The organism is Pectobacterium nicotianae (assembly GCF_023272715.1).
Taxonomy (GTDB): Bacteria; Pseudomonadota; Gammaproteobacteria; order Enterobacterales; family Enterobacteriaceae; genus Pectobacterium; species Pectobacterium brasiliense.
This window is the reverse complement of the sequence record NZ_CP096821.1, coordinates 336,596-359,427: the sequence shown is the minus strand read 5'-3', so window position 1 is coordinate 359,427 and position 22,832 is coordinate 336,596. Positions and strand designations below refer to the sequence as shown.

Here is a 22,832-nt window from a genome sequence, read left to right as displayed (position 1 = left end):
CGTCGTAGGATTACTTTTTGTCCTGCGGTTTCACCGCCAGTGCATCAACAATCACCCGGAACAGATCGGTGTTTTCCATGTAACCACGGATACGCTCTGCACCTGGGCCGCTCGCCTGAATCACCATGTCGTCAACGGCATGAACACCCGTATCGGAAGAGCGTGGCAGGATCCCTTCACGGAATACCGCGCCCGGCACTTTCTCGTAGGCTTTGTTGGCGACATATTCATCTTTTTCGTTCTTGATAGCAGGAACGAACTGGTTATCCAGCTTCGGACGGAACGTCTCGTAATAGTCAGGGAAGTTGTTGAAGAACACCGCCAGACGTTTAGAAACGTTCAGGTCATCCGGGTAGCCGTCTTTGTTGGCATCCTTATAGTTCGGATAGCCCGCATCTTCATACACGCCAACCTTCTCACGCATTTCGGTGCCCGGCTTGCTGTCGTCCACAGTACCGATGATAGACAGGCCATGCGTATGGTCACCCGTCACGATAATCATCGTGTCTGGGTTTTTCTCGGCAAATTTCTTGGCGATGGCGACAGACTGATCCAGCATGATGGTGTTCGTGAAAGCACGTTCCCAATCCAGCGGGTGGGACGCTTTGTCGATCAGCGCAGATTCCACCATAAGGAAGAAGCCATCCTGGTTTTTGGACAGCACATCCAGCGCCGCCTGCGTCATGTCGGTCAGGTCAGGCTGGTTCGGGAATTTCTTGGCAACGTCATTTTTCAGGAAGCGACGATCCATCACGCCATCCATGTTGCCGGTGTGGAACAGCCCCAGCAGCTTGGTCGCCTGCGCAGCATTTTTCTTCAGTGAATCCGCATCGGTAACCAGTGAATAGCCCGCCTGCTGGAATTTCTCAACGTAGTTGGTTTCGTCTTTACGCTTAGAACCCGGCGTGCTTTTTGGCAGGAAGTAGGCAGAACCGCCGCCCAGCATGACCGTAGGCTGCACGTTGTAGAACATCTCAACGATTTCGGCTTTATCCGCACGACGACGCGTGTGAGAGACGACCGCCGCTGGCGTAGCGTCTTGAAGTTCAGCATCGCTGACGACGCCGACAGACATTTTGGTCGAACGGGTTAACAGCTCACCCAGCGTTTCCTGCTTCGGGTGATCCAGTGAATTTTTGCTACGGCTGACGTAGACACCCAGCGCATTCACACCGGATTTGTGACCGGTCATATAGGCGCTCATGGTGTTGGCGCTATCGGCCGCGATAGAGTCGGTACTGGACGTACCGGCAAACGCCATATATTGCAGGTCATCAATCGCCAGACGACCGTCAGCTTTCCCTTCCGTCACCCCTTTGGACAGGATGCGCGCGCCAGTGCGGTGCGCAACGGACAGGCCATCGCCGATGAACAGAATCACGTTTTTGGCTTTACGCGTGCCGGACGCGGAATAAACGTCCCAGTTCACCTGCGTCTTTTTGCCTTTGGCTTCCGCCTCTACCACATACTTGCCCGCTTCCGGCAAGTTCACGTCTCGCAGCCAGATCGTGGACGCGTTGCCGCCGTCTTCACGCTCAACAAACGAGGCCGTTTTGCCCAGCACCTGCTGGTAATCCTTGCCGTTGATCAGAATGCGAATATCTTCCGGCTTAAGTACTTCATCAAACTCGACTTTAAAATCGAATTTCCCGCCCGCCAACATGGTGGCACGGTCAATGGGATAAATGGCCTGAGCCTGCACCATTCCTGGCAGTGCAGCAGAAATCAGTAAAGGCAGTAACCAGCGAGCTTTCATTGTTATGTCCTTGGTTGCGTAGTTTAGCAGGACATAACGTAGTTACCTTTTTTTACAGTTTGATGAATTTACCCATAAATTATTGCATCTACATCTATTTTCAATAACAAATACAATCTGGCTGTTACGTTTCAAATGCATTCTCCCGACGCCACTTTCCGGGCGCCATCCCCAGATGCTGCCGGAAAATACGGCTCAGATGACTGGGATCGGAAAAACCGGTATCTGCCGCAATTTGGGACAAGGTGCGGGAAGTCCGCAGCATCAGCCAACAGGCCTGAGCGATCTTCATGTCCATGTACGTCTGCTGGATGGTACGGCCAATGCGCTTTTGCAGCGATCTATCCAGCTGTCTCCGCGACAGGCCGCTGCGCTGAGCAATATCCTCAGAAGTTAGCCTGCTTGCCAGACTCTGGCGCATGATAGTCAGCGCCCGTCGTACCGACGTCGGCGCGCCTTCAAGCTCAGGGCTGTTCCATGTCAGGCTGGACGGAGGAACAAACCCACCGACCAACATATCTGATAACCCCTTGATAGCCCGTTCTCTTCCTAGCTTTTTTTCCAGCAGAAAAGCTGCCAGCTCGATAGTGGCACTGCCGCCGGGGCAGGAATAGATACCGCCTTCCTCCATGACGTTCCTGTCCGTAACGGGGGTAATAGACGGAAAAAGCGCTTTAAACTCACCGAAATGACGCCAGTGAACCAGAATGCGTTTGCCGGAAAACCCCGTCTCCGCAAGCAGAAAGGCGGCATTATCAACACTCACCAGCGGGATCTTGCTGCGCCGAAGGTGCCGCAGCAAGGGGAGATAAGAGGCGGTATCAGACATGATTTTGGCGGGTGTATTCCCACCGAAAATGACGAAATAATCGCAGTTTCCAGCATGGATTTTCCGCGTTGAAACCGCCTCGTCTGGCACCAGCACGGCCCCACAGCTGGCTGTCACTGGCTGGTTATCCAGCGTCGTCAGCGTCCAGGAACAGTTCACCTGGCGACTATAGTCCTCCTCATCGCTGGAGAACCGCAGCTTATCGAGAAATCCACCGACCGACAGAAGGGAAAAACCCGGCATCAGCAGCAGAACGAATTTTATCTGGGGATTGACCATGTACGCCTGCTCAAAAAGCGGATCGCGACAACGCAATCCAGACAGAGATAACCCTATTTTAACGCTCAGCGAGAGAAAGCGGCTTTTTAGCGCAAGACCCACCGTTTACTGCATAAACAGCACCAGTCCGCCAATCGTCACAAAGATGGCACCGCAAACCATGCTAAAGGCTTTGCCATGCTCTGCAAGATAAACCCGAAATCGCCCCGCCGTTAGGTTGATAGCCAGTTCAACCAGAAACTCCACGGCGACAAAGGTGGCAACCATCACGACAAATTGCAGCAATGTATCCTTTGTCGGATCGATAAATTGAGTGAGAAACGCCCCGAAGAATAAGAAGACTTTCGGATTCGCCCCTGCCGACGCGGCACCCTGAGTAAAAAGGGATAACCGATTTATTGATGCCACCACTGGCGCAGATTCACTGATAGGCAGCGTCCTTAACCGCCACTGCCTGAAACCCAGCCAGATAAGATACATGCCGCCGGCAAATTTTATGTAAGTCAGGAAAGAAGGGTACATGGTAAGCAACACGTCAATGCCAAACAGGGACACAACCATCAGCAGCGCGAAGGCCAGTATGCCGCCCCAAATGGTATACAGGGTGATAGCAGGCCCGAATCGAATACTGTGCGTGATGACCAGTAGCGCATTCGGCCCTGGAGTCATGGCAAGGCCGCAACAGGCAAGCGCGAAGTAAAACCATACAGTGATGTCCATAACCTCTCCTCTTTTACAGAGGTATTAGAGCGAACTGTTCAGCGTGAATAAATGAACAGTTCGGACTAAATAGTGTTGTTTATGGATACCCAGCAAACCACCATTCGGCGAATGCCATCAGGTCGTCAGGCAATGTCGACCATGCCCTACTCGGGTGCTTTCTCCTTTAACGGAAAGCGGCGGCGTACGACAACAAAGAACAGCGGCACAAAGAAGATGGCGAGGAAGGTGGCAGCCAGCATCCCGCCGATCACGCCCGTTCCCACCGCATGCTGGCTGGCCGAGCCCGCACCGCTGCTGGTTGCCATCGGCAGAACGCCGAAGATAAACGCCAGCGACGTCATCAAGATCGGCCGCAATCGCTGACGGGAGGCTTCCAGCGTGGCCTCAACCAGATCCTTCCCTTTCTGGTTCATTTCGTTAGCGAATTCCACTATCAGAATGGCGTTCTTCGCCGATAGCCCGACCACCGTCAGTAGCCCAACCTGAAAATAGACATCATTTTCCAGACCGCGCGCCCAGGTTGCCACCAGCGCCCCCAGCACGCCCATCGGCACCACCAGCATGACGGAGAACGGCACCGTCCAGCTTTCATAGAGCGCAGCCAGACACAGGAATACCACCAGCAGCGAAATGGCATACAGCGCCGGTGCCTGCGCCCCGCTCAATCGCTCCTGCAACGACATACCCGTCCACTGTAATCCAAAGCCTTCCGGCAACTTCGCCACCAGTGATTCCATGACATTCATCGCCGTACCGGTACTGACGCCCGGCGTCGCCTCGCCGACAATCTCCAGCGACGAATAGCCGTTGTAGCGCTCAAGGCGCGGCGATCCCGTTTCCCAGACGGTTTGCGCAAACGCGCTGAACGGCACCATGCCGCCGCTGTTGTTGCGCACATACCATTTGCTGACATCGTCCGGCAGCATGCGGAACTTCGCCGCCGCCTGCACGTAGACTTTCTTCACCCGGCCACGGTCAAGGAAGTCATTCACATAGGTCGAACCCCATCCCGTTTTCAGCGTGCTGTTAATGTCATCCACCGATACGCCCAGCGACTGTGCTTTGCGCTGATCGATATGAATGCGCAGCTGCGCGCTATCATCCAGACCGTTGTGGCGCACGCGCGTCAGTTCGGGATTGCTATCAGCCATATTTAACAGCTGATCCCGCGCGGCCATCAGCGCATCGTGTCCCAGTCCCGCGCGATCTTGTAACCGCATGGCGAAACCGGCGGCACTCCCCAGCCCGTTAATTGACGGCGGACTACTGGCGAACACACGCGCTTCCTGAATATGACGAAAGGCTTTGGTCGCGCGTTCGATAACCGCAAACGAGCTGCTCTCCGGCGTGGTGCGTTCATCCCAGTCTTTAAGGCGTACAAACAGCCGCGCTACGTTCTGCCCGTTTCCACCCGGCCCTGAGCCAATGGTGGAAAACACGGACGTCACGGTGTCTTTTTCCTGCGTGAGATAGTACTGCTCGATCTTGTTGACCACCTGTAGGGTCTGCTGCTGCGTCGAGCCCGGCGGGAGCTGCACTTGTGTCGTGAACACACCGCGATCTTCCTGCGGCAGAAACGAGGTCGGTAGCCGGAAGAACAGGAAGGCCATAACCCCGATGATGCCCATATACAGCAGCAGCCAGCGCCCGCTGCTGATCAATATCTTGCCGACGCCGCGTTCATACTTCAGCGACGTGCGGGTAAAGCTCCGGTTAAACCAGCCAAAGAACCCTTTGCGGCCATGATGCTGCCCCTTGGCAAGCGGCTTGAGCAACGTCGCGCACAGCGCGGGCGTCAGAATCATCGCCACCAGCACCGACAGAATCATTGAGGTCACAATCGTGATGGAGAACTGGCGGTAAATCGCTCCCGTCGTGCCGCCAAAGAAGGCCATCGGCACAAATACGGCGGACAGCACCAGCGCGATCCCGACCAGCGCCCCTTGCACCTGCCCCATCGATTTTCGCGTCGCCTCGCGTGGTGAGAGCCCTTCCTCGCTCATCACACGCTCTACGTTTTCCACCACCACAATGGCATCGTCAACCAGCAGGCCAATCGCCAGCACCATCGCGAACATCGTCAGGGTATTCAGGCTAAAGCCGAAGGCATACAGCACGGCAAACGTGCCTAGCAACACCACTGGCACCGCAATCGTAGGAATCAACGTGGCGCGGAAATTCTGCAAGAACAGATACATCACCAGAAAGACCAGCAGCACCGCTTCGAACAGGGTTTTCACCACATCAGTGATAGAGGCTTTAACAAAAGGGGAGGTTTCGAAAGCGATTTTGGCTTCCAGACCGTGCGGGAAATATTGCGACAGCTCCTCGATACGTTCTCTGACGCGCTTATCGGTTTCCAGCTCATTCGCACCGGACGCCAGTTTTACGCCCAGACCGGAAGCGGCCTGACCGTTGAAGCGGCTGAGAAAATCGTAACGCTCTGCCCCCAGCTCGACTTCCGCGACATTGCCGAGCGTCACAGCAGAGCCGTCTTGATTGACGCGCAGCGTGATATCGCGAAACTGCTGCGGCGTCTCTAACAGCGACTGCGCGTTGATCGTGGCGTTCAGCGCCTGATTATCCACCGACGGCACGCCACCGACCTGACCGACCGAGACCTGACTGTTCTGCGATTCGATAGCCCGCACCACATCGCTGGTGGTCAGCGCATAATCCATCAGTTTGGCCGGATCCAGCCAGATGCGCATCGCATACTGCGATCCGTAGGAATCGACCTCGCCTACCCCGCTGATGCGGCTGATCGGCTCCTGAATATTGGTGGCGACATAATCGGCGATGTCCTGTTTGTCCATGCTGCCATCGGTAGAGACAAACGCGACCATCAGGATATTGGTATCGCCGGTTTTACTCACGGTGACACCCTGCTGCTGGACGTCCTGCGGCAGCTTACGGGTAGCGGATTGAAGCTGGTTTTGCACCTGCTGGCGGGCTTCATCGGGGTCGGTGCCTGCCTCGAAGGTCAACATGACTCTGGCTTGCCCGGTATTGCTGCTGTCCGAGGACATGTACATCAGGTTATCCAGCCCCGTCATGCTTTGCTCGATAACCTGTGTGACGGTATTTTCCAGCGTCTGCGCCGATGCGCCGGGGTAGCTCGCGGTGATTCGCACGCTGGGCGGAGCCAGATCGGGATACTGTTCCAGCGGCAATGACTTGATGGCCAACATACCGCACAGGCTGAGAAGGATAGCCAGCACCCACGCAAAAATGGGACGGTCGACAAAAAAGTTCGCCATCTCTCCAACACTCCTCAGCCATATTTTAACGTGGCTGCTTCACGAGCAGCCTACTTATGAACAATCTGAATAAGATTCACAAAACCCAGAGAAAACCCTGCACACAGGGTGCCGAATTACCTTAACTGTCGATGTCGGCTAAATCGTGGAGAAATTGAGGAGAAAATGTAAATTATCGTCGGCTACGCCTGCGCGAACGCGATCACCTGCTCGGCAAAGGCATCAGGGTGCGAGATAAACGGCGCATGCGCGGCCTTTGGAATCACCACCGAGGTTGAATTTGGCCACTGGTCATCCAGCAATCCGGCAACCTTGCGCGGCACCAGCCCGTCTAACGCACCATAGAGCCGCAGGAACGGCACGGCCAGGTCGGCTAACGGCTGGCGTAAATCCGCTTCACGCAAAATCGCCAGCCCGCCGTTTAATACCTCGACTGACGGCATAGGCTGTTCCAGCACCACGCTTTTTAACAGTCGGGCATCCTGACGTGCGCTCTCCGTTCCCAGCGTTTGCAGCGCCAAAAACCGCTCAACCGTACGCTGGAAATCTTCACTAAGCTGCTGTTGAAACCCCTGCAAGACGTCTGGCTTGATTCCCGGCCAGTCGTCCTGTGCACTGAAGCAGGGGGATGACGCCACGGTAATCAGCTTGTCCACCCGCACAGGGGCGCTCAATGCAATCTGGCTGGCAACCAGCCCACCCAGCGACCACCCTAGCCAGACGGCGTGTTCCGGCGCCTGCGCCAGCACGATGTTCGCCATGTCACTCAGCGGCATCGGCCCAAATCCCTGACTTCTGCCATAGCCCGGCAGATCGACTACATGCAGACGAAAATGCGGGGCGAGTCGCGCAATCATGCTTTGCCATACCTGCGCATTCAGTCCCCACCCGTGCAGCAACACAAGATCCGTGTTTCCTGCGCCTTCGGTCTGCCAATACAACGCTGCCATCAGTTATCTTCCTTCCTCAGGAAACCCCTTCACGTTTGCATGGGGTCAATATATTTCAGGGAAAACGATCGTTAAGGAAAACAATGTTAACCATCTCCGCACGCTGCTGGCTATGCTTATTGCCGCTTCATCACAGCCAGCAGGGTATTTGCTCGTACTGCCAGCGCCATTTGCCGCGTTTGCCCCTCTGCTGCCCGCGCTGTGGCTTGCCCTCCGGTGACACAACACATCAGTGCGGGCGCTGCCTGCAAAACCCGCCGCCCTGGCAATCAATCACGTTTATCAGCGACTACGTACCGCCATTCAACACGCTGCTGAAGCATTTTAAGTTTCACGGTAAAACCGAGCTGGCAGCGGTGCTCGCCCGACAGCTGTTGCTACGCTGGCAGATGACCTACCGCGAGCGAAAGCTCACCGGACAGGTTCCCCTGTTCCGCCCCGATCGTTTGTTCACCGTTCCCCTGCACCGGAACCGCCAGTGGCGACGTGGCTTCAACCAGACCGAGCTGCTCGCCCGGCCTCTCGCCCGCTGGCTGAACTGCGCTTACGAGCCACGCGCATTGCAGCGCACCCGACGCGCGCCGCTACAGCAAACGCTCAGCGCCAGTGCGCGACGGCGCAATCTGCGGGGTGCATTTTCCTGTGATGTCTCGCTGTCCGGGCAGCAGGTGGTTTTACTGGATGATGTGGTCACGACGGGTAGTACCGCAGCCGAAATCAGCAGGCTGCTGCTGGCTCAAGGTGCAGCGGGCGTTCAGGTCTGGTGTTTGTGCCGAACCTTGTAGTTGGGGGGAGGATGGGCGTATTATAACCGATAAGTGCAGTCAACTATCGAGCTTACTCTTATGATCCGTATTACCGATGCTGCTCAGGAGCATTTCCTGAAACTGTTGGCAAAACAGGAAGAAGGCACACAGATTCGCGTATTTGTTATCAATCCAGGTACGCCAAACGCCGAGTGCGGCGTATCGTATTGCCCGCCGGATGCCGTAGAAGCCAGCGATACCGTACTGAAGTTTGAAAAAATTTCCGCTTACGTGGACGAACTCAGCGCACCTTATCTGGAAGACGCTGAAATCGACTTCGTGACCGACCAGTTAGGTTCTCAGCTCACGCTGAAAGCGCCGAACGCTAAAATGCGTAAAGTGGACGACAATGCCCCGCTGATGGAACGCGTGGAATATGTGCTGCAATCGCAGATCAACCCACAGCTGGCAGGCCACGGCGGCCGAGTGACGCTGATGGAAATTACCGATGACGGTCTGGCGATTCTGCAATTTGGCGGCGGCTGTAACGGCTGTTCGATGGTTGACGTCACGCTGAAAGAAGGGATTGAGAAAGAGCTGCTGCAAACTTTCCCTGAGCTGAAAGGCGTGAGAGATCTCACCGAACACCAGCGCGGCGAGCACTCCTACTATTAATCCTCTCCCCTGATGATTGATCTTTGCTTTTCCTCCCCGGCTCAGGGGAGGAAGAGTATTCATTCTGTTATTCGGCTTTCTGCGCTTTCATCGGCGCGCCACGACGCAAATCCATATCCCGAACCAGTCGTTCAAGGCAGCGGTCAGCGAAGATCGACTCCAGCGGACGCGTGAGCTTGCGCCGCCAGTTGGGGTATTCACGATTGGTGCCCGGCACATTGACCGGCGTCGCCATGTCCAGCCAGTCTTCCAGTTGGAACCCGACCAGCGCGCTTGCGCTGTCAGCGACATAGCGATGAACGCCACGACTCAGCGGTGCGCCCATTGTCGTCAGCGCCGAATTACGGCCAACCCGCTGCGGCAATAGCCCGAATTCGTGCAATGCGTTGAGCAACCCCTGTTTCGCTTTCTCACGCTGCTGCATTTGTTCTTGCAGTAGCGCTTCCGTCGGGTACAGCCCTAACTCCCGCCCCAGCGATAAATCCACGGTTTGCCAGTAGCCGCGCAGCGTCGGGAGATCGTGCGTGGTGATCGTTGTCATGGCCTGACGCGGGTAATCTTCCGGCGCGCGGAAGTGGTTCTCTTCGTCCTTTTCAAAGAAAAGCACCTTGTAAGAATAGATACCGTAGTCGTGCAGTTTGCTGACAATTTCCGGCGGCACCGTGCCTAAATCCTCACCGATAATCAGGCAGCGATGACGCTGGCTTTCCAGCGCCAGTACCGCCAGCAGATCGTCGACCGGATAATGCACGTAAGCCCCGTTGCCCGCCGACTCCGCCTTGGGTATCCACCACAGGCGCAAGAGCGCCATCACGTGATCGATACGCAATGCACCACAGTGCGCCATGTTGCTGCGCAGGACGTCGATAAACGGTTGATAGCCACGAAGCTGCAGCATAGTTGGATTCACCGGGGCAAGCTGCCAGTCTTGTCCCTGCGGCCCAAGCGGATCCGGCGGTGCACCGATAGAGGCATCAAGGCAATAGAGCTGCCGTTCGTCCCAGGTTTCCGCGCCGCCCTGTGCAACGCCAACGGCTAAATCGCGATACAGACCGAGCGGCAAGCCAAGCTGTTTACTGTGCGCGTAGCACTCCGCGAGTTGCTCGTGCGCCACCCATTGCAGCCAGCTGTAAAACGTAATCTCATCGCTGTTTTCACGGCGGAATGATTTCACGGTTTCACTGTGCACGTCATGATAGCTGGCAGGCCATTGGTGCCAGTCCGCGTAATTCTCACCCTGTTTTTTCAGGTAGGCCTGCAATGCATCAAACGTCGCCTGAAGTTGCAGACTCTGCCCACCGCTAACGACAAACTGGCGAAAGGCGCTAATACGCGGATCCAGCGCACTGCGCGTCGTAAAGTAGCGGAAAGCCAGCCGCAAGGCGGTCAGCTTAAGGGCCGTCACCGGTTCATAATCGACCCAGCGTCCTGCCCGCAGCGCAGACACCGCGCTTTGCGTATCCTCACGGTGCCACCATGCTTGCGCTTCACTGCTCTGCTGGAAATCATCGATCCGATTCATATCGATATAAATAATGTTCAGCCAGTGCCGAGAGGAAGGACTATAAGGGCTTGCAGCTTCTGGTAGTGCGGGGTACAGCGAATGCAGCGGATTCAGCCCCACAAAGGCACCGCCGCGCCGGGCAATCTGTTCTATCAGTTGGCGAAGATCGCCAAAATCCCCGACGCCCCAGTTGTTCTGCGATCGCAGGGTATACAGCTGGACGGTCACGCCCCACCAGCGTTTTCCCTGTAATAAGGACTCGGGCTCATAGCAGCGGTGCGGGGCAACAATAATCCGACAGCTCCAGCGCTGATCGGCCTGCGTCAGCGTCAGGTAGTGGTAACCCAGCGGCAGCACGCCCGGCAGCGCCAGCGTTGAGCCGCCCGTTATCTGTCCTTGAATTTGACCGCCGTTTTCATACATCAGCGTCCAGAGGAATTCACCGTGACCAGCAAGCTCGATGACCGCATCCCGGCCTTGCAAAAAGACCCGAACAGGCGGCAAGGGTGCATTATCGCTATCAGAAACGTCCATCATGGCCTGAATCTGGTTTCTGATTGCGGCCGCAACAATGTGCTCTTTGCCATACGCATCGGTATAGCTTTCCGCGATGCCTGTCTGCTGGCTTGCCAGTTTATCCACCTTGAACACCCTCTCCTTTTCCTAACGATGCGCTTGCCAAATGCGCGTCTGGTAATCATGAATCGCCCGATCCGAACTGAACATCCCCATTCTGGCGGTATTCAGCACACAGCGGCGCGTCCATTCATCCGGCTCACGGTAAAGCGCATCAACACGCTGCTGCACCTCACAATACGGTGCAAAATCGGCCATTAACATATAGGGATCGCCCAGTTTCAGCAGGCTATCCAACAGCGGGGCAAACGCATTTTTATCCCCCTGACTGAACGCACCGCTCGCTAGCTCGTTCAACACTTCACGCAGCAGCGGTGTCACAGCAAGGTAGTCAGACGGCTCATAGCCCTGCGCCTGTAGCGCTTTTACCTGTTCGACGGTGTGACCGAAAATGAACAGATTGTCTTCACCGACCTGCTGCGCCATTTCTACATTCGCGCCATCCAGCGTGCCGACGGTCAGCGCGCCGTTCAGCGCCAGCTTCATATTGCCCGTGCCGGACGCTTCTTTACCTGCCGTTGAAATCTGTTCAGACACATCCGCGGCAGGAATCATCCGTTCGGCCAGCGAGACGCGATAGTCCGGCGGGAAGACAACCTTCAGGCGATCGTTAACGCGGCGATCCTGATTAATGACCGCAGCGACTCGGTTAATGGCATAAATGATGTTTTTCGCTAATACATAGCCCGGTGCCGCTTTGGCACCGAACAAAAAGACGTGCGGCACTATATCCAGATGCGGATTGTCACGCAATTGACGATATAGCGCGAGGATATGCAGCAGATTCAAATGCTGGCGTTTGTACTCATGCAATCGCTTGATTTGCACATCAAACAACGCCTGCGGATCGATCACGATGTCGTACTGCTGGCGGAGGTAGGTCGCCAGCTGCGTTTTATTATCGGCTTTGATTTGTCGATAGCGCTCACGAAAGCCAGCATCGTCAGCATAGGGCTCCAGCCCTTGCAGCGCGGGCAGATCATTCACCCACGGCGTGTGCAGCGTGTCGTCGATGAGCGTGGATAACGCCGGATTACACTGCTTTAGCCAGCGGCGTGGTGTAATGCCGTTGGTGACGTTATGGAATTTGGTCGGCCACAGCTGGTGATATTCAGGGAACAGATCTTTCACCACCAGCTCCGAATGCAGCGCCGCCACGCCATTGACCGCGAAGCAGCTGACAACACACAGGTTTGCCATGCGAATCTGACGCTGGTGGCGAATCGCGAGCTTAGCCCATATCTGCCGATCGCCGGGCCATTGCTGTTCGACCTGCGCCTTAAACTGCGTATCGATTTGCCGAATGATAGACAGGTGACGCGGAAGCAGACGGCCAAGCAGCCGTTCGTCCCAGCGCTCAAGCGCTTCCGGCATCAGCGTGTGGTTGGTATAGGCAAAGGTGCGTCCGGTTATCGACCAGGCTTCATCCCACGGTATCTGATGCTCGTCCAGCAGCAGACGCATCAGTTCGGGGATCGCCAACGTCGGGTGAGTATCATTAAGCTGGATGACTTCGTAATCCGGCAGCGTGGACAGCGCCCGCCCAGCATTAAGATGACGGCGCAGAATGTCGGCCACCGAACAGGCGCAGTGGAAATACTGCTGCATCAGGCGCAGGCGTTTGCCCGCAGCGTGGTTGTCATTCGGATACAGCACGCTGGTCAGGCTGGCGGCGGAAATCCCCGCCTGTGCCGCACGCAGATAGTGCCCTTCGTTGAATAACGTCAAATCAAACGGATCGCGATGCGTCGTACGCCACAAACGCAGCGGCTGCGCCGCACCGTTGTGATAGCCAATCACCGGCAGGTCACAGGCTTCACCTCTGAAAACGGTATCCGGCAGCCAGCGCAAGGTGCCGTCAGTTTGAGGTTGCAGACGCCCGCCAAACCCAACATCCACCGCCAACTCCGCGCGCGGTAAAAACCACGGATAGGTATCGCGCTGCCAGTCATCGGCCGTTTCCTGCTGCTTTTCCTGCGCAAAATGCTGACGGAACAGACCGTATTGGTATTTGAGGCCGTAACCCGTTGCAGGCTGCCCCACCGTTGCCATCGAATCCAGAAAGCAGGATGCCAGCCGACCTAATCCGCCGTTGCCTAAACCCGGATCGGTTTCCTGCTCCAGAATATCGCTCAGGTTCAGTCCCTGCTCAGCCAGCACGGCGGCTACCGCGTCATACCAGCCCAGATTCAGCAGGTTGTTGCCCGTCAGACGACCGGGCAGAAACTCCATCGACAGGTAGTTCACATGGCGCTGAGGCGTATTGGCAACAGGAGACGTTGGCGAAGCGGAGTGCATCAGCAGTTGTTCAGACAGCGCAAGGCTGACGGCGCGCCAGCACTGCACTGGCGTCATCGTTTTCAGGGACGCGACGCCACCGAGCCGCTGTTGGCGGCGCAGCGCGACGGTAAATTCTGAGGCATCAAAGGCGATAGCGGGATGGGCGGAGGAAACGGGCTGCGTTAAAGCCTCTGGCTTTTTTGCAGCCGCTGAACGTTTTGACGATCCGGATACTTTTGCAGAACCCGACTTTCTTGAAGAATCTGACATCGTGCCTCCTCCTTTGTCCATCATGGAAAAGGCACATCGGGTTCAACACAACTCCAACTGTACCTTATGTTGTTCAATGATTTTCAGTACGCTGGGCGGTGGTGACTGATCGGTAAAAAGATAGTCTATCAAATCCATGTTACCCAAATTCACCATCGCATTACGACCAAACTTGGAATGGTCCGTCACCAGCATGACGCAGCGAGAATTTTCAATAATCGCCCGTTTTGTGCGCACTTCATGGTAATCAAACTCCAGTAATGACCCATCCATGTCAATACCACTGATGCCCAAAATGCCGAAATCCAGGCGGAACTGAGAGATAAAATCCAGCGTCGCTTCCCCCATGATACCGCCATCGCGGGTACGCACTTCGCCACCGGCCAAGATCAGGCGAAAATCCTCTTTTGCCGTCAGCAGCGTGGCTACATTCAGGTTATTGGTGACCACGCGCAGATCCTTATGCTGCATCAGCGCATAGGCCACCGCTTCGGGCGTGGTACCGATATCAATAAACAAGGTAGCGCCGTCTGGAATTTGGCTCGCCACCCGACGGGCAATGCGCGCTTTTTCATCCGACCACATCATTTTACGGTCATGGTAGGCCGTGTTAACCGAGCTGGACGGCAATGCCGCGCCGCCGTGGTGGCGATGGATTTTATTCTGCTCGGCCAGATCGTTCAGATCGCGACGAATGGTCTGCGGGCTCACCGCAAAATGCTCCACTAGCTCTTCAGTACTGACATAGCCCTGCTGGCGCACCAGCTCAATAATGGCGTCATGCCGTTGTGTCTGCTTCACATTTATCCCCTAAGACGCCCCGATTTACCGGGGGTTTGTTTTATTATACGTGTCCCAAAAGGCCATCAATAGCCCGACAACCAGACCAGCCACATGCGCCGCATTCGCGATCGACATGCCTAAAATATCGAAATATCCGGCGACCAGCCACAGTAAAGCGAAGGCCATCAAACTGCGCGGCATGGATAAATAACCGTCAGGCTCTCGTTCCCCTCGCAGCCAGACATAGCCCATCAGGGCATAAACCACGCCAGACAGGCCACCAAAATGGGTTCCGCTAAACCAAGACTGCGCCCAGCCGCTCACCAGCGCGGAAACCAACGTGATGACCAGTAACTTTCCGGTTCCCAGCACTTTTTCAACCGGGCCGCCCAGATACCACCACCACATGAGATTGAACAAAATGTGCAGCAGGGAAAAGTGCAACAAAACATGACTGAACCAGCGCCACACCTCTATCTGTTGTCCCTCAGCCGGGAATGCCAGCCATACCATCACGCTCTCATAGCCCGAGATTTGCATCAGGATGAACACCGCGATCGTCACGACCATCAGGGAGAGCGTCAGCGGGCCTGCTTTTTGCTTCAGCGTTTGCAGGTAAGAGTAGCGTTGGTATTGAATACCGGTATCCATCGATCCCGTTTGCCAACTGGCCGCCAGATAGCGCGGGTTTGTCGGGTCGCGCAGAAAAATCTCCAGCTCACCCTGAACCTTGCTCAGTTGGCTTTCATCCTCCAGCCACAGTTCAGCTTCATGCCCCTGAGGCCGCATTTCCAGATGAACCTGCTGTGTACGCATGTAATCAACAAATGCCTGAGCCAGACGCGGGTTGGAGAGAGCAATAACGCGAATCATCATAGCGGGAAGCGCCAGTGAGTAGGTTGAGTTAGGAACATGATAATAAAGGTTCTTTAATCGTCATGCGATCAGGCTTGCGCCTGCGTGTCTTGCGGGTAGCGGTTTTGCCAGGCCTCAAAGCCACCATCGATACTGTACACCGAATCAAATCCCAGGCTAATCAGGTACTGTGCAGCGTTGCGGCTGCTGATACCGTGGTAGCAAATCACCATGACCGGTGCTTCGAGGTCAGCGCCGCGCACGAAGTCAGACAGCGTCTCGTTCGTCAGGTGCGTCGCGCCGGGGACATGGGCTGCGACAAAGCTCTGTGGATCGCGAATATCAACAACAACGCCTCCTTCCTGCCAGCGGGAATGGGCTTGCTCAATACTGATAGCTTCAAATTGTTCCATCGAAAGTGACAACCTTGTTAATAATGGACAGGATGTTAGTAACAACTGGCGTCATTGTAACCCGCCTTCAACGGCATAAAACCCATATGATTATAAGGTTATTTATAAAAACAGTGCTTCACTAATGTGGAGAGTGGCGACAAAACGGCACAATTCCAGCCTAATATCCCTTCTTTTAATGTGACAACTATCATCATATTGTTAGGTTCGTCACGCATAAATGTTTTTATTTGGTTAACCGTTGGCTGATTTGTTTGTTTTCGATTATCATAATGCTCGAAAACGAACATTTTGATTTATTCGAGGGTGGAGGAAGAAACGTGGAAACCAAAGATCTAATCGTTATCGGCGGCGGAATTAACGGTGCAGGCATCGCCGCAGATGCGGCTGGGCGAGGGTTATCAGTCCTGTTGTTGGAAGCGCAGGATCTTGCCTGTGCCACGTCCTCCGCCAGTTCCAAGCTGATTCACGGTGGCCTGCGTTACCTTGAGCACTATGAGTTTCGTTTGGTCAGCGAAGCGCTGTCTGAGCGTGAAACGCTGCTGAAAATGGCCCCGCACATTATTTTCCCTATGCGCTTTCGTTTGCCTCACCAACCGCACCTGCGTCCGGCCTGGATGATTCGTATCGGCCTGTTCATGTACGACAACATCGGCAAACGCGTCAGCCTGCCTGCCAGTAAAGGACTGAAATTCGGCGCAGATTCTGTGCTTAAGCCTGAATTGAAGCAGGGCTTTGAATATTCTGACTGCTGGGTGGACGATGCGCGTCTGGTGGTGTTAAACGCGCAGGAAGTGACAAAACGCGGCGGAGAAGTCCGTACCCGCACCAAAGTGACCCGCGCTCGCCGTGAACAAGGTGTATGGATTGTCGATGCGGTTGACTCACTGACTGGCGAAACCTTCACCTGGCGCGCCAAAGGTCTGGTGAACGCCACTGGTCCGTGGGTGAAAGAATTCTTTGATGACGGCCTGCAGCTGAAATCGCCTTACGGCATCCGTTTGATCAAAGGCAGCCACATCGTGGTGCCAAAAGTTCATAACCAACCGCAGGCGTATATTCTGCAAAACAAAGATCACCGTATTGTGTTCGTGATCCCGTGGCAGGATGACTACTCAATCATCGGCACGACCGACGTGGAGTACAAAGGCAATCCGCACGATGTGAAGATCGATGACAACGAAGTCGCCTACCTGCTGGACGTGTATAACGACCATTTCAAACAGCAGCTTACGCGTGACGATATCGTCTGGACTTACTCTGGCGTGCGTCCGCTGTGTGATGACGAATCCGATTCTCCGCAGGCGATTACCCGTGACTACACGCTGTCAGTCGATGATGATAACGGTCAGGCTCCCCTGCTCTCCGTGTTTGGCGGCAAGCTGACGACATACCGTAAGCTGGCAGAGCACGCGCTGGACAAGCTGCACAAATACTACCCGCAAGCGGGTAAGGCCTGGACGAAAGGTGCGGTACTGCCGGGTGGTGATATCGCCGGCACGCGTGATGACTACGCCGCTGCGCTGCGTCGCCGCTTCAATCTGCCTGAATCACTGACGCGCCGTTACAGCCGCACCTACGGTTCAAACAGCGAACTGATTCTGGCAAACGTGAAAGGCCTCAGCGACCTGGGTGAAGATTTCGGTCATGACCTGTATGAAGCAGAACTGCGCTATCTGGTCGAAAAAGAATGGGCCGTTATGCTTGATGACGTCATCTGGCGCCGCACCAAACTGGGCATGCGCTTCGATGATGCACAGAAACAACGCATCAGCGACTGGCTGGCAAACCATTACCAACAGATAGCAAAAGCGGGCTAATTGCTCCAACCTCTACTTCTCGATCAGGCCCCCTGATCGAGAAGCCTTCCTACTATAAATAGCAGACGTCTAACATCCGCAACATACTCTTATCGTACCCGGTTCTCCGATGATGATTGAGCCTTTTGATTCGCACTCTAATTTATTCTCAATGAGATTATTTCAATATTAATCAATGGGTTTACTTAGTTTTAGTCCTTTTTTTGTGCTATTGACTCTGAAAAAATCTTGTTATCCTTTACGCGTACTTTCTTAAAAGGAATAGCGTCAAAGATGCCACATGGAACGTTTTCATTACTCTTCACACCGCTTCAACCCTGCAACCTTCTTGTCTCCCACGACGTGAACACACCGACTCTCTGCTCGACTTAAATGTTTTGCGCTTTGCACCCACGTTGCGTTTTTAGCCAACACGGCATCTTATCAACGTAACGCTTTATCAACATGAATGATGGTGTGAGCAGGCTCAGACCTCAACGCAAGTTTTCATTTCAATCAGGATAGCGACGTGCCGCTCCGGGAAAACCCGAGGCGTGCGGTAGCCATGGCAACGGCGAAGGAAGAAGGAGAGGACGGGTGGCAAACAGTACAGGATTACAGTTCACCGTAAAGGTCGGTGCCCTGGAAGCAGGCACTTTCGCGGTGGTGGATTTCAGGCTGGATGAAGGGCTGAATAGGCCTTTCAGCCTGTCGCTGAGTCTGGCAAGCGCGTTGCCGGATGTGGATTTCGGCGCGGTGCTGGACCAGCCGTGCGAGCTGATGATCTGGTATGAAGGCGAACTGAAACGTCGCGTCAGCGGGATTGTCAGTGGCTTCACGCAGGGTGACACCGGATTCCGCCGCACGCGCTATCAGGTGGAAGTCCGTCCGGCCCTGTGGCGACTGGGATTACGCACCAACGCCCGTATCTTTCAGGCCCAAAAGCCGGAAGAGATTATTGGTGCGCTGTTGGAAGAAGCGGGCATTACCGACTACGCCTTTGCGCTGCGTAACGAGCACGCGGTGCGCGAATACTGCGTGCAGTATCGGGAAAGCGATTTAGCCTTTATCACCCGGCTGGCTGCTGAGGAGGGAATGTATTTCTTCCATGAATACGAAGAGGGTAAACACCGGGTGGTGTTTGCCGACGATGCCGGTGCGCTGACCAAAGGCCCCGAGCTGTTCTTCAATCTGGCGACGCAGGGGCTGAGTGAGGGCGAATATGTCCGGCGCTTCCACTACGCGGAGCGGGTGAGTACGGCCGAAGTCGTGCTGAAAGACTACAGTTTCAAAACGCCGGCTTACGGGCTGTTGCATAAGAAAATGAGCGGTGAGCTGGAGCATCAGCGCGAAAGCTACCAGCATTACGACTATCCAGGTCGCTATAAGCAAGACCCGAGCGGCAAGGCGTTCAGCGGTTACCGGATGGATGCGCTGCGTTCAGGGGCGGTGACGAGCGAAGGGGAATCCAACTGTGCGGGGCTGATGCCGGGCAACACCTTCACCCTGACCGAGCACCCGAATGCGACGCTGAATGCAGTGTGGCAGACGGTGAGCGTGACGCACGTCGGGCAGCAGCCGCAGGCGCTGGAAGAGGAAAGCGGCGGCGAACCGACGACCATGAGCAACAGTTTTGCGGTGGTGAAAGGCACGACGACATGGCGTGCTGCCATGCCATACAAACCGATGGTGGATGGTCCGCAAATCGCCACCGTCGTCGGCCCGACGGGGGAAGAAATTTACTGCGACCAGTATGGTCGGGTAAAACTGCAATTCCCGTGGGATCGCTACGGTGCGAGCAATGACCAGAGTTCCTGCTGGGTGCGCGTTAGTCAGGGCTGGGCAGGCGGCCAGTACGGCATGATTGCCATCCCGCGCATCGGCCATGAAGTGATCGTCAGCTTCCTCGAAGGCGATCCTGATCAGCCGATTGTGACCGGGCGTACTTTCCACGTCACTAACCCGTCCCCCTATCCGCTGCCCGCTAACAAAACGCGTACCACGCTTCGCTCCAAAACCCATAAAGGCAAAGGATTTAACGAACTCAGCTTTGAGGATGCGACCGACAACGAAGAGATCTTCCTCCACGCCCAGAAAAATATGGCAGTGCGGGTGCTCAATTCCAAAGATGAGCGTGTGGACTATAACCACACAACAAGCATCGGACATGATGAAGAACTGGTGGTCGCCAACGATCGTAAAGTCACGGTAGAAGGCAATCAGGATCACAAAACCACAGGCAACCATTTATCGCTGACCGAAGGCGATCGGGGCATACAGGTTAAGGGCGATCTGACGCAGAAAATCAGCGGCGTATTCAGCGTGGACAGCAACGGCGACCTGACGCTGCAAAGCGGCAGCAAATTAACGCTCAGGGTCGGAGGCAGCTTTGTGGTCATCCACGCCGGCGGGGTGGACATCAAAGGGCCAGCCATCAATCTGAATTCAGGCGGCAGCCCGGGCGATGTGGCACTCCCCGCAGATCCGGCGATATTGAAAGCGGCCGCTGTCGCAGGGACGATGTTTGTGGCGCACTGTCCGGCAAAGGAGAAAGAAAACAGTGAGTGAGATAACACGCTGGGCAATAGTGGATGCAGCGGTAGAGCCTGAATTATTTTCGATGCTGGAACAATTAGATCCACCTCATGCCAGTTTATACGCGGAGCCAGTACCGGAAGATATTGGGAAATTGGCACCGCACCTGGTGCAAGTAGATGACAGGGTCTTTCACTGGCTGAATAGAAGGAAAACACCCTGGGGTATCTTGTTGGAAACAACGTCTGAAATGAAAGTATTGCGGCAACACTTGCGTAAATATCTACATGTACAGATCCCCAATGAAGAAAAACCTGTATTTTTCCGTTTTTATGATCCGAGAAATATTTGGTCTTTTTGCGATGTAATGACTGAGTGGGAACTGTTCTGCTTCATGGGGCCAATTGAAAAAATCATGACCATTTATGATGGAGCAGTACGAGAAGAGACTTTTCATTCAGTTCGTGCTCAATTTCCTCTCACGGCCAAGAGCAAGATGAAACTTCTAAAATTTAGTCAATCACAACTTGATGTTCTAAATAACCACTCCGAATTGAGATATATTGATGAGGTTTTTTCTAAAACACTTGTTAAATATAAAGAAAAGATACATCACATTTCTCACAGCAGTAACCAAAGTGATCCTGAACAGGATTTTTATTTCTATAAAGACTCTCAGGAAAATTCGACAACTTTCTCAGTAAAACATATTGTCATTGAGTGTTATTATTTTTGTAAAGAGCATAACATTAATGATGACCACTCAATTCGTGAGTTAATTCATTTGTTAATAGAAAAGGATTATTATTCATTAGAACAAGCCCCCGAGTTTTGGAGGGATTCTTTGCTCCGTGAAGAATTACCTGGTTACTATCGTGTTAGTAATTTATTAAAAGATGTTCTAGGTGAATATTCTGCCTGAGAGGGATAGGCATGACTGGAGCATCGTACTTACCCACGGTTGAGTGGGCGTATAAAGTATGGTAATTTCGGCGAAAGGACTTGTGTCTTTCACTCTATCATATAGGGATATGTAATGAATAAATCATCTATTATTGGCATCTTTTTAATACCCACATTTATTTGGTTATCGCTATCATTTTTATATGCTTTTTTTTGTGGTGATAGGGATGTGCATACGTATTTTTTTAATAGCTGGAATTTTGTCTCATGGATTATTTTCGCAAGCTACACAATAAGTTGCAGTGTTGTTTCTATCTTTTTCCACTTAATAATGAAAAAATATTATATCGTTACGATGATAATCATTACTTTTATATTTTCTATTACAGTCACAGATTTTGATTACATATATTCGTCTTTATTTTTTATTATTATGTTAAGCATTCCACTCTTTGGTTCATTGACCTTACGGTATCTGCGTAATAAACAGGCTCATCATAAGTAGACTAGCGACGAGGACAATCAACATTAATGCCGTTCATTAGAAAATCTTAAAATAAGTATTTTACATCGAACTCAACTAATTATAGTTCTCATCTGTTATTTTTAGATATAGCGTCGTTAAAAAATGAAAAATGTTATTACTTATAGATATTTCACCAGGATAATTTCATATTAGATAAATTGAAATAAAAAGGAATTTTAATATGCAGCCTGAAAATAAAACTGAAGAATTACTCGAGTATATTTCAAAAAAAGACTCTCTAACTGTAGAACAAAAAAAACAAGAAATTGAAAAATTTTCACACCCTGATAAAAATTCGAATTATAATGCTGGTCAAGCTTGCGCCACATGCCCGCCATCCCATGCCAGAAAAGAGTTTGTAGATGAGCTTATTAACTCTTTAGAATCTAGATATGCTGTCACTATTTATACCGCTTATCCAGGAACGCCTTTAAATGATAACGATGGAAAACCAGAGTTTAAAGAAGGAAAAAGAGTCGTATCTGAAGCTGGTCATATGTGGTTAGAGATCTCTAAACTTCAAAAAAATAATATTAACACTTCAAAATCTTATGGCTTTGCACCAAAAAAATCAGGAATTACAGGTGATGGTTCAGTCACAAACAAAGATACTCATCATTATGAAAATCCTTATTACAGAAGAAAAATCGAAATAAAAAAAGACCAATACAATAAATTAAAAGAATTTGGAGATACCGCAACCAATGAATCTGAAAAATATTTCGACCTTTATTATAACGGAGCAACAAATAGTTGTATCGATTTCACATGGCAAGCATTACGCCACGCAGGATTAATTCCAGAAAGTACATGGAATGATTTTAGTCGTTATAATAAGGAGAAGAAAAAAGCAGGTAAATTTGACGGCGATCTTAAGGTCATTAATAACATTCCACATATAAAGTCTATTCCAACACCATTTCCTGATAGTGAATTAAACTCGGAGAAATATAACCAAAAACCAGATAGAACAATGCTGCAATGGATTTTGTCTAAAAATGATGACGATAAAAATGGTGATAGTATCGACGTTGCAAGTAGGCAACATGACCGCGCACTCAACAGTGTTTGATATCGCTACAGAGAAGCTGAAAAAACAACGCTGAGTCT

At 53.0% G+C, this 22,832-nt stretch carries 16 protein-coding genes; 6 read left to right on the top strand and 10 right to left on the bottom strand.

All coding sequences use genetic code 11. From position 1 onward, the window contains the following. Positions 1-10 precede the first annotated feature (10 nt). From MYB54_RS01525 to bioH, 5 genes are all read right to left on the bottom strand, one after another. Positions 11-1,756 carry an alkaline phosphatase gene (locus tag MYB54_RS01525; protein ID WP_010277828.1) on the bottom strand — a complete coding sequence of 582 codons (1,746 nt, stop codon included), beginning with the start codon at positions 1,754-1,756 and terminating at the stop codon, positions 11-13. A 124-nt stretch (positions 1,757-1,880) separates the two neighbouring features. Next, positions 1,881-2,966: a GlxA family transcriptional regulator gene (locus MYB54_RS01520; protein ID WP_228376634.1), complete on the bottom strand. Its 1,086-nt coding sequence runs from the start codon at positions 2,964-2,966 to the stop codon at positions 1,881-1,883. A gap of 3 nt (positions 2,967-2,969) precedes the next feature. After that, complete coding sequence (locus MYB54_RS01515) at positions 2,970-3,584, bottom strand: LysE family translocator (protein WP_014916889.1); 615 nt, start codon at positions 3,582-3,584, stop codon at positions 2,970-2,972. Positions 3,585-3,730: 146 nt separating this feature from the next. Beyond that, positions 3,731-6,847: a multidrug efflux RND transporter permease AcrD gene (gene acrD, locus MYB54_RS01510; RefSeq protein WP_248721420.1), complete on the bottom strand. Its 3,117-nt coding sequence runs from the start codon at positions 6,845-6,847 to the stop codon at positions 3,731-3,733. Positions 6,848-7,029: 182 nt separating this feature from the next. Next, positions 7,030-7,797: a pimeloyl-ACP methyl ester esterase BioH gene (gene bioH, locus MYB54_RS01505; RefSeq protein ID WP_248721419.1), complete on the bottom strand. Its 768-nt coding sequence runs from the start codon at positions 7,795-7,797 to the stop codon at positions 7,030-7,032. A gap of 83 nt (positions 7,798-7,880) precedes the next feature. Here bioH and gntX point away from each other — a divergent pair, with 83 nt between their 5' ends. Together gntX and nfuA are read left to right on the top strand one after the other, a co-directional pair. Beyond that, complete coding sequence (gene gntX, locus MYB54_RS01500) at positions 7,881-8,582, top strand: DNA utilization protein GntX (RefSeq protein ID WP_205604545.1); 702 nt, start codon at positions 7,881-7,883, stop codon at positions 8,580-8,582. Positions 8,583-8,642: 60 nt separating this feature from the next. After that, positions 8,643-9,218, top strand: coding sequence for a Fe-S biogenesis protein NfuA (gene nfuA, locus MYB54_RS01495; RefSeq protein ID WP_010277845.1), 576 nt, complete (start codon positions 8,643-8,645; stop codon positions 9,216-9,218). 67 nt (positions 9,219-9,285) lie between these two features. Here the strand turns inward: nfuA and malQ are convergent, their stop codons facing one another. The 5 genes from malQ to glpE form a co-directional block, all read right to left on the bottom strand. Then, positions 9,286-11,373, bottom strand: coding sequence for a 4-alpha-glucanotransferase (gene malQ, locus MYB54_RS01490; protein WP_248721418.1), 2,088 nt, complete (start codon positions 11,371-11,373; stop codon positions 9,286-9,288). 12 nt (positions 11,374-11,385) lie between these two features. After that, on the bottom strand, positions 11,386-13,908 hold the full coding sequence (gene malP, locus MYB54_RS01485; protein ID WP_248721417.1) for a maltodextrin phosphorylase: 2,523 nt from the start codon (positions 13,906-13,908) through the stop codon (positions 11,386-11,388). A gap of 42 nt (positions 13,909-13,950) precedes the next feature. Next, complete coding sequence (locus MYB54_RS01480) at positions 13,951-14,709, bottom strand: DeoR/GlpR family transcriptional regulator (RefSeq protein WP_010277854.1); 759 nt, start codon at positions 14,707-14,709, stop codon at positions 13,951-13,953. A 24-nt stretch (positions 14,710-14,733) separates the two neighbouring features. Further along, entirely contained in the window at positions 14,734-15,567 is an 834-nt protein-coding gene (gene glpG / locus MYB54_RS01475) for a rhomboid family intramembrane serine protease GlpG (protein WP_014916895.1), read from the bottom strand. Between the two features lie 68 nt (positions 15,568-15,635). After that, positions 15,636-15,959 (bottom strand): thiosulfate sulfurtransferase GlpE, encoded by a 324-nt coding sequence (gene glpE, locus MYB54_RS01470; protein ID WP_039504599.1) that lies wholly within the window; start codon positions 15,957-15,959, stop codon positions 15,636-15,638. Positions 15,960-16,279: 320 nt separating this feature from the next. Between glpE and glpD the strand changes: the two genes are divergently transcribed. From glpD to MYB54_RS01450, 4 genes are all read left to right on the top strand, one after another. Beyond that, complete coding sequence (gene glpD, locus MYB54_RS01465) at positions 16,280-17,779, top strand: glycerol-3-phosphate dehydrogenase (protein WP_010277863.1); 1,500 nt, start codon at positions 16,280-16,282, stop codon at positions 17,777-17,779. 576 nt (positions 17,780-18,355) lie between these two features. Beyond that, entirely contained in the window at positions 18,356-20,326 is a 1,971-nt protein-coding gene (locus MYB54_RS01460; RefSeq protein WP_206556052.1) for a type VI secretion system Vgr family protein, read from the top strand. Further along, the gene (locus MYB54_RS01455) at positions 20,319-21,215 is read left to right on the top strand and encodes a DUF4123 domain-containing protein (RefSeq protein ID WP_206556053.1); all 897 of its coding nucleotides are present in this window, start codon (positions 20,319-20,321) and stop codon (positions 21,213-21,215) included. Before MYB54_RS01460 ends, MYB54_RS01455 begins: the two co-directional genes overlap by 8 nt. 688 nt (positions 21,216-21,903) lie before the next feature. Continuing rightward, positions 21,904-22,794 (top strand): hypothetical protein, encoded by an 891-nt coding sequence (locus tag MYB54_RS01450; protein WP_206556054.1) that lies wholly within the window; start codon positions 21,904-21,906, stop codon positions 22,792-22,794. The last annotated feature ends 38 nt before the right edge of the window (positions 22,795-22,832 follow it).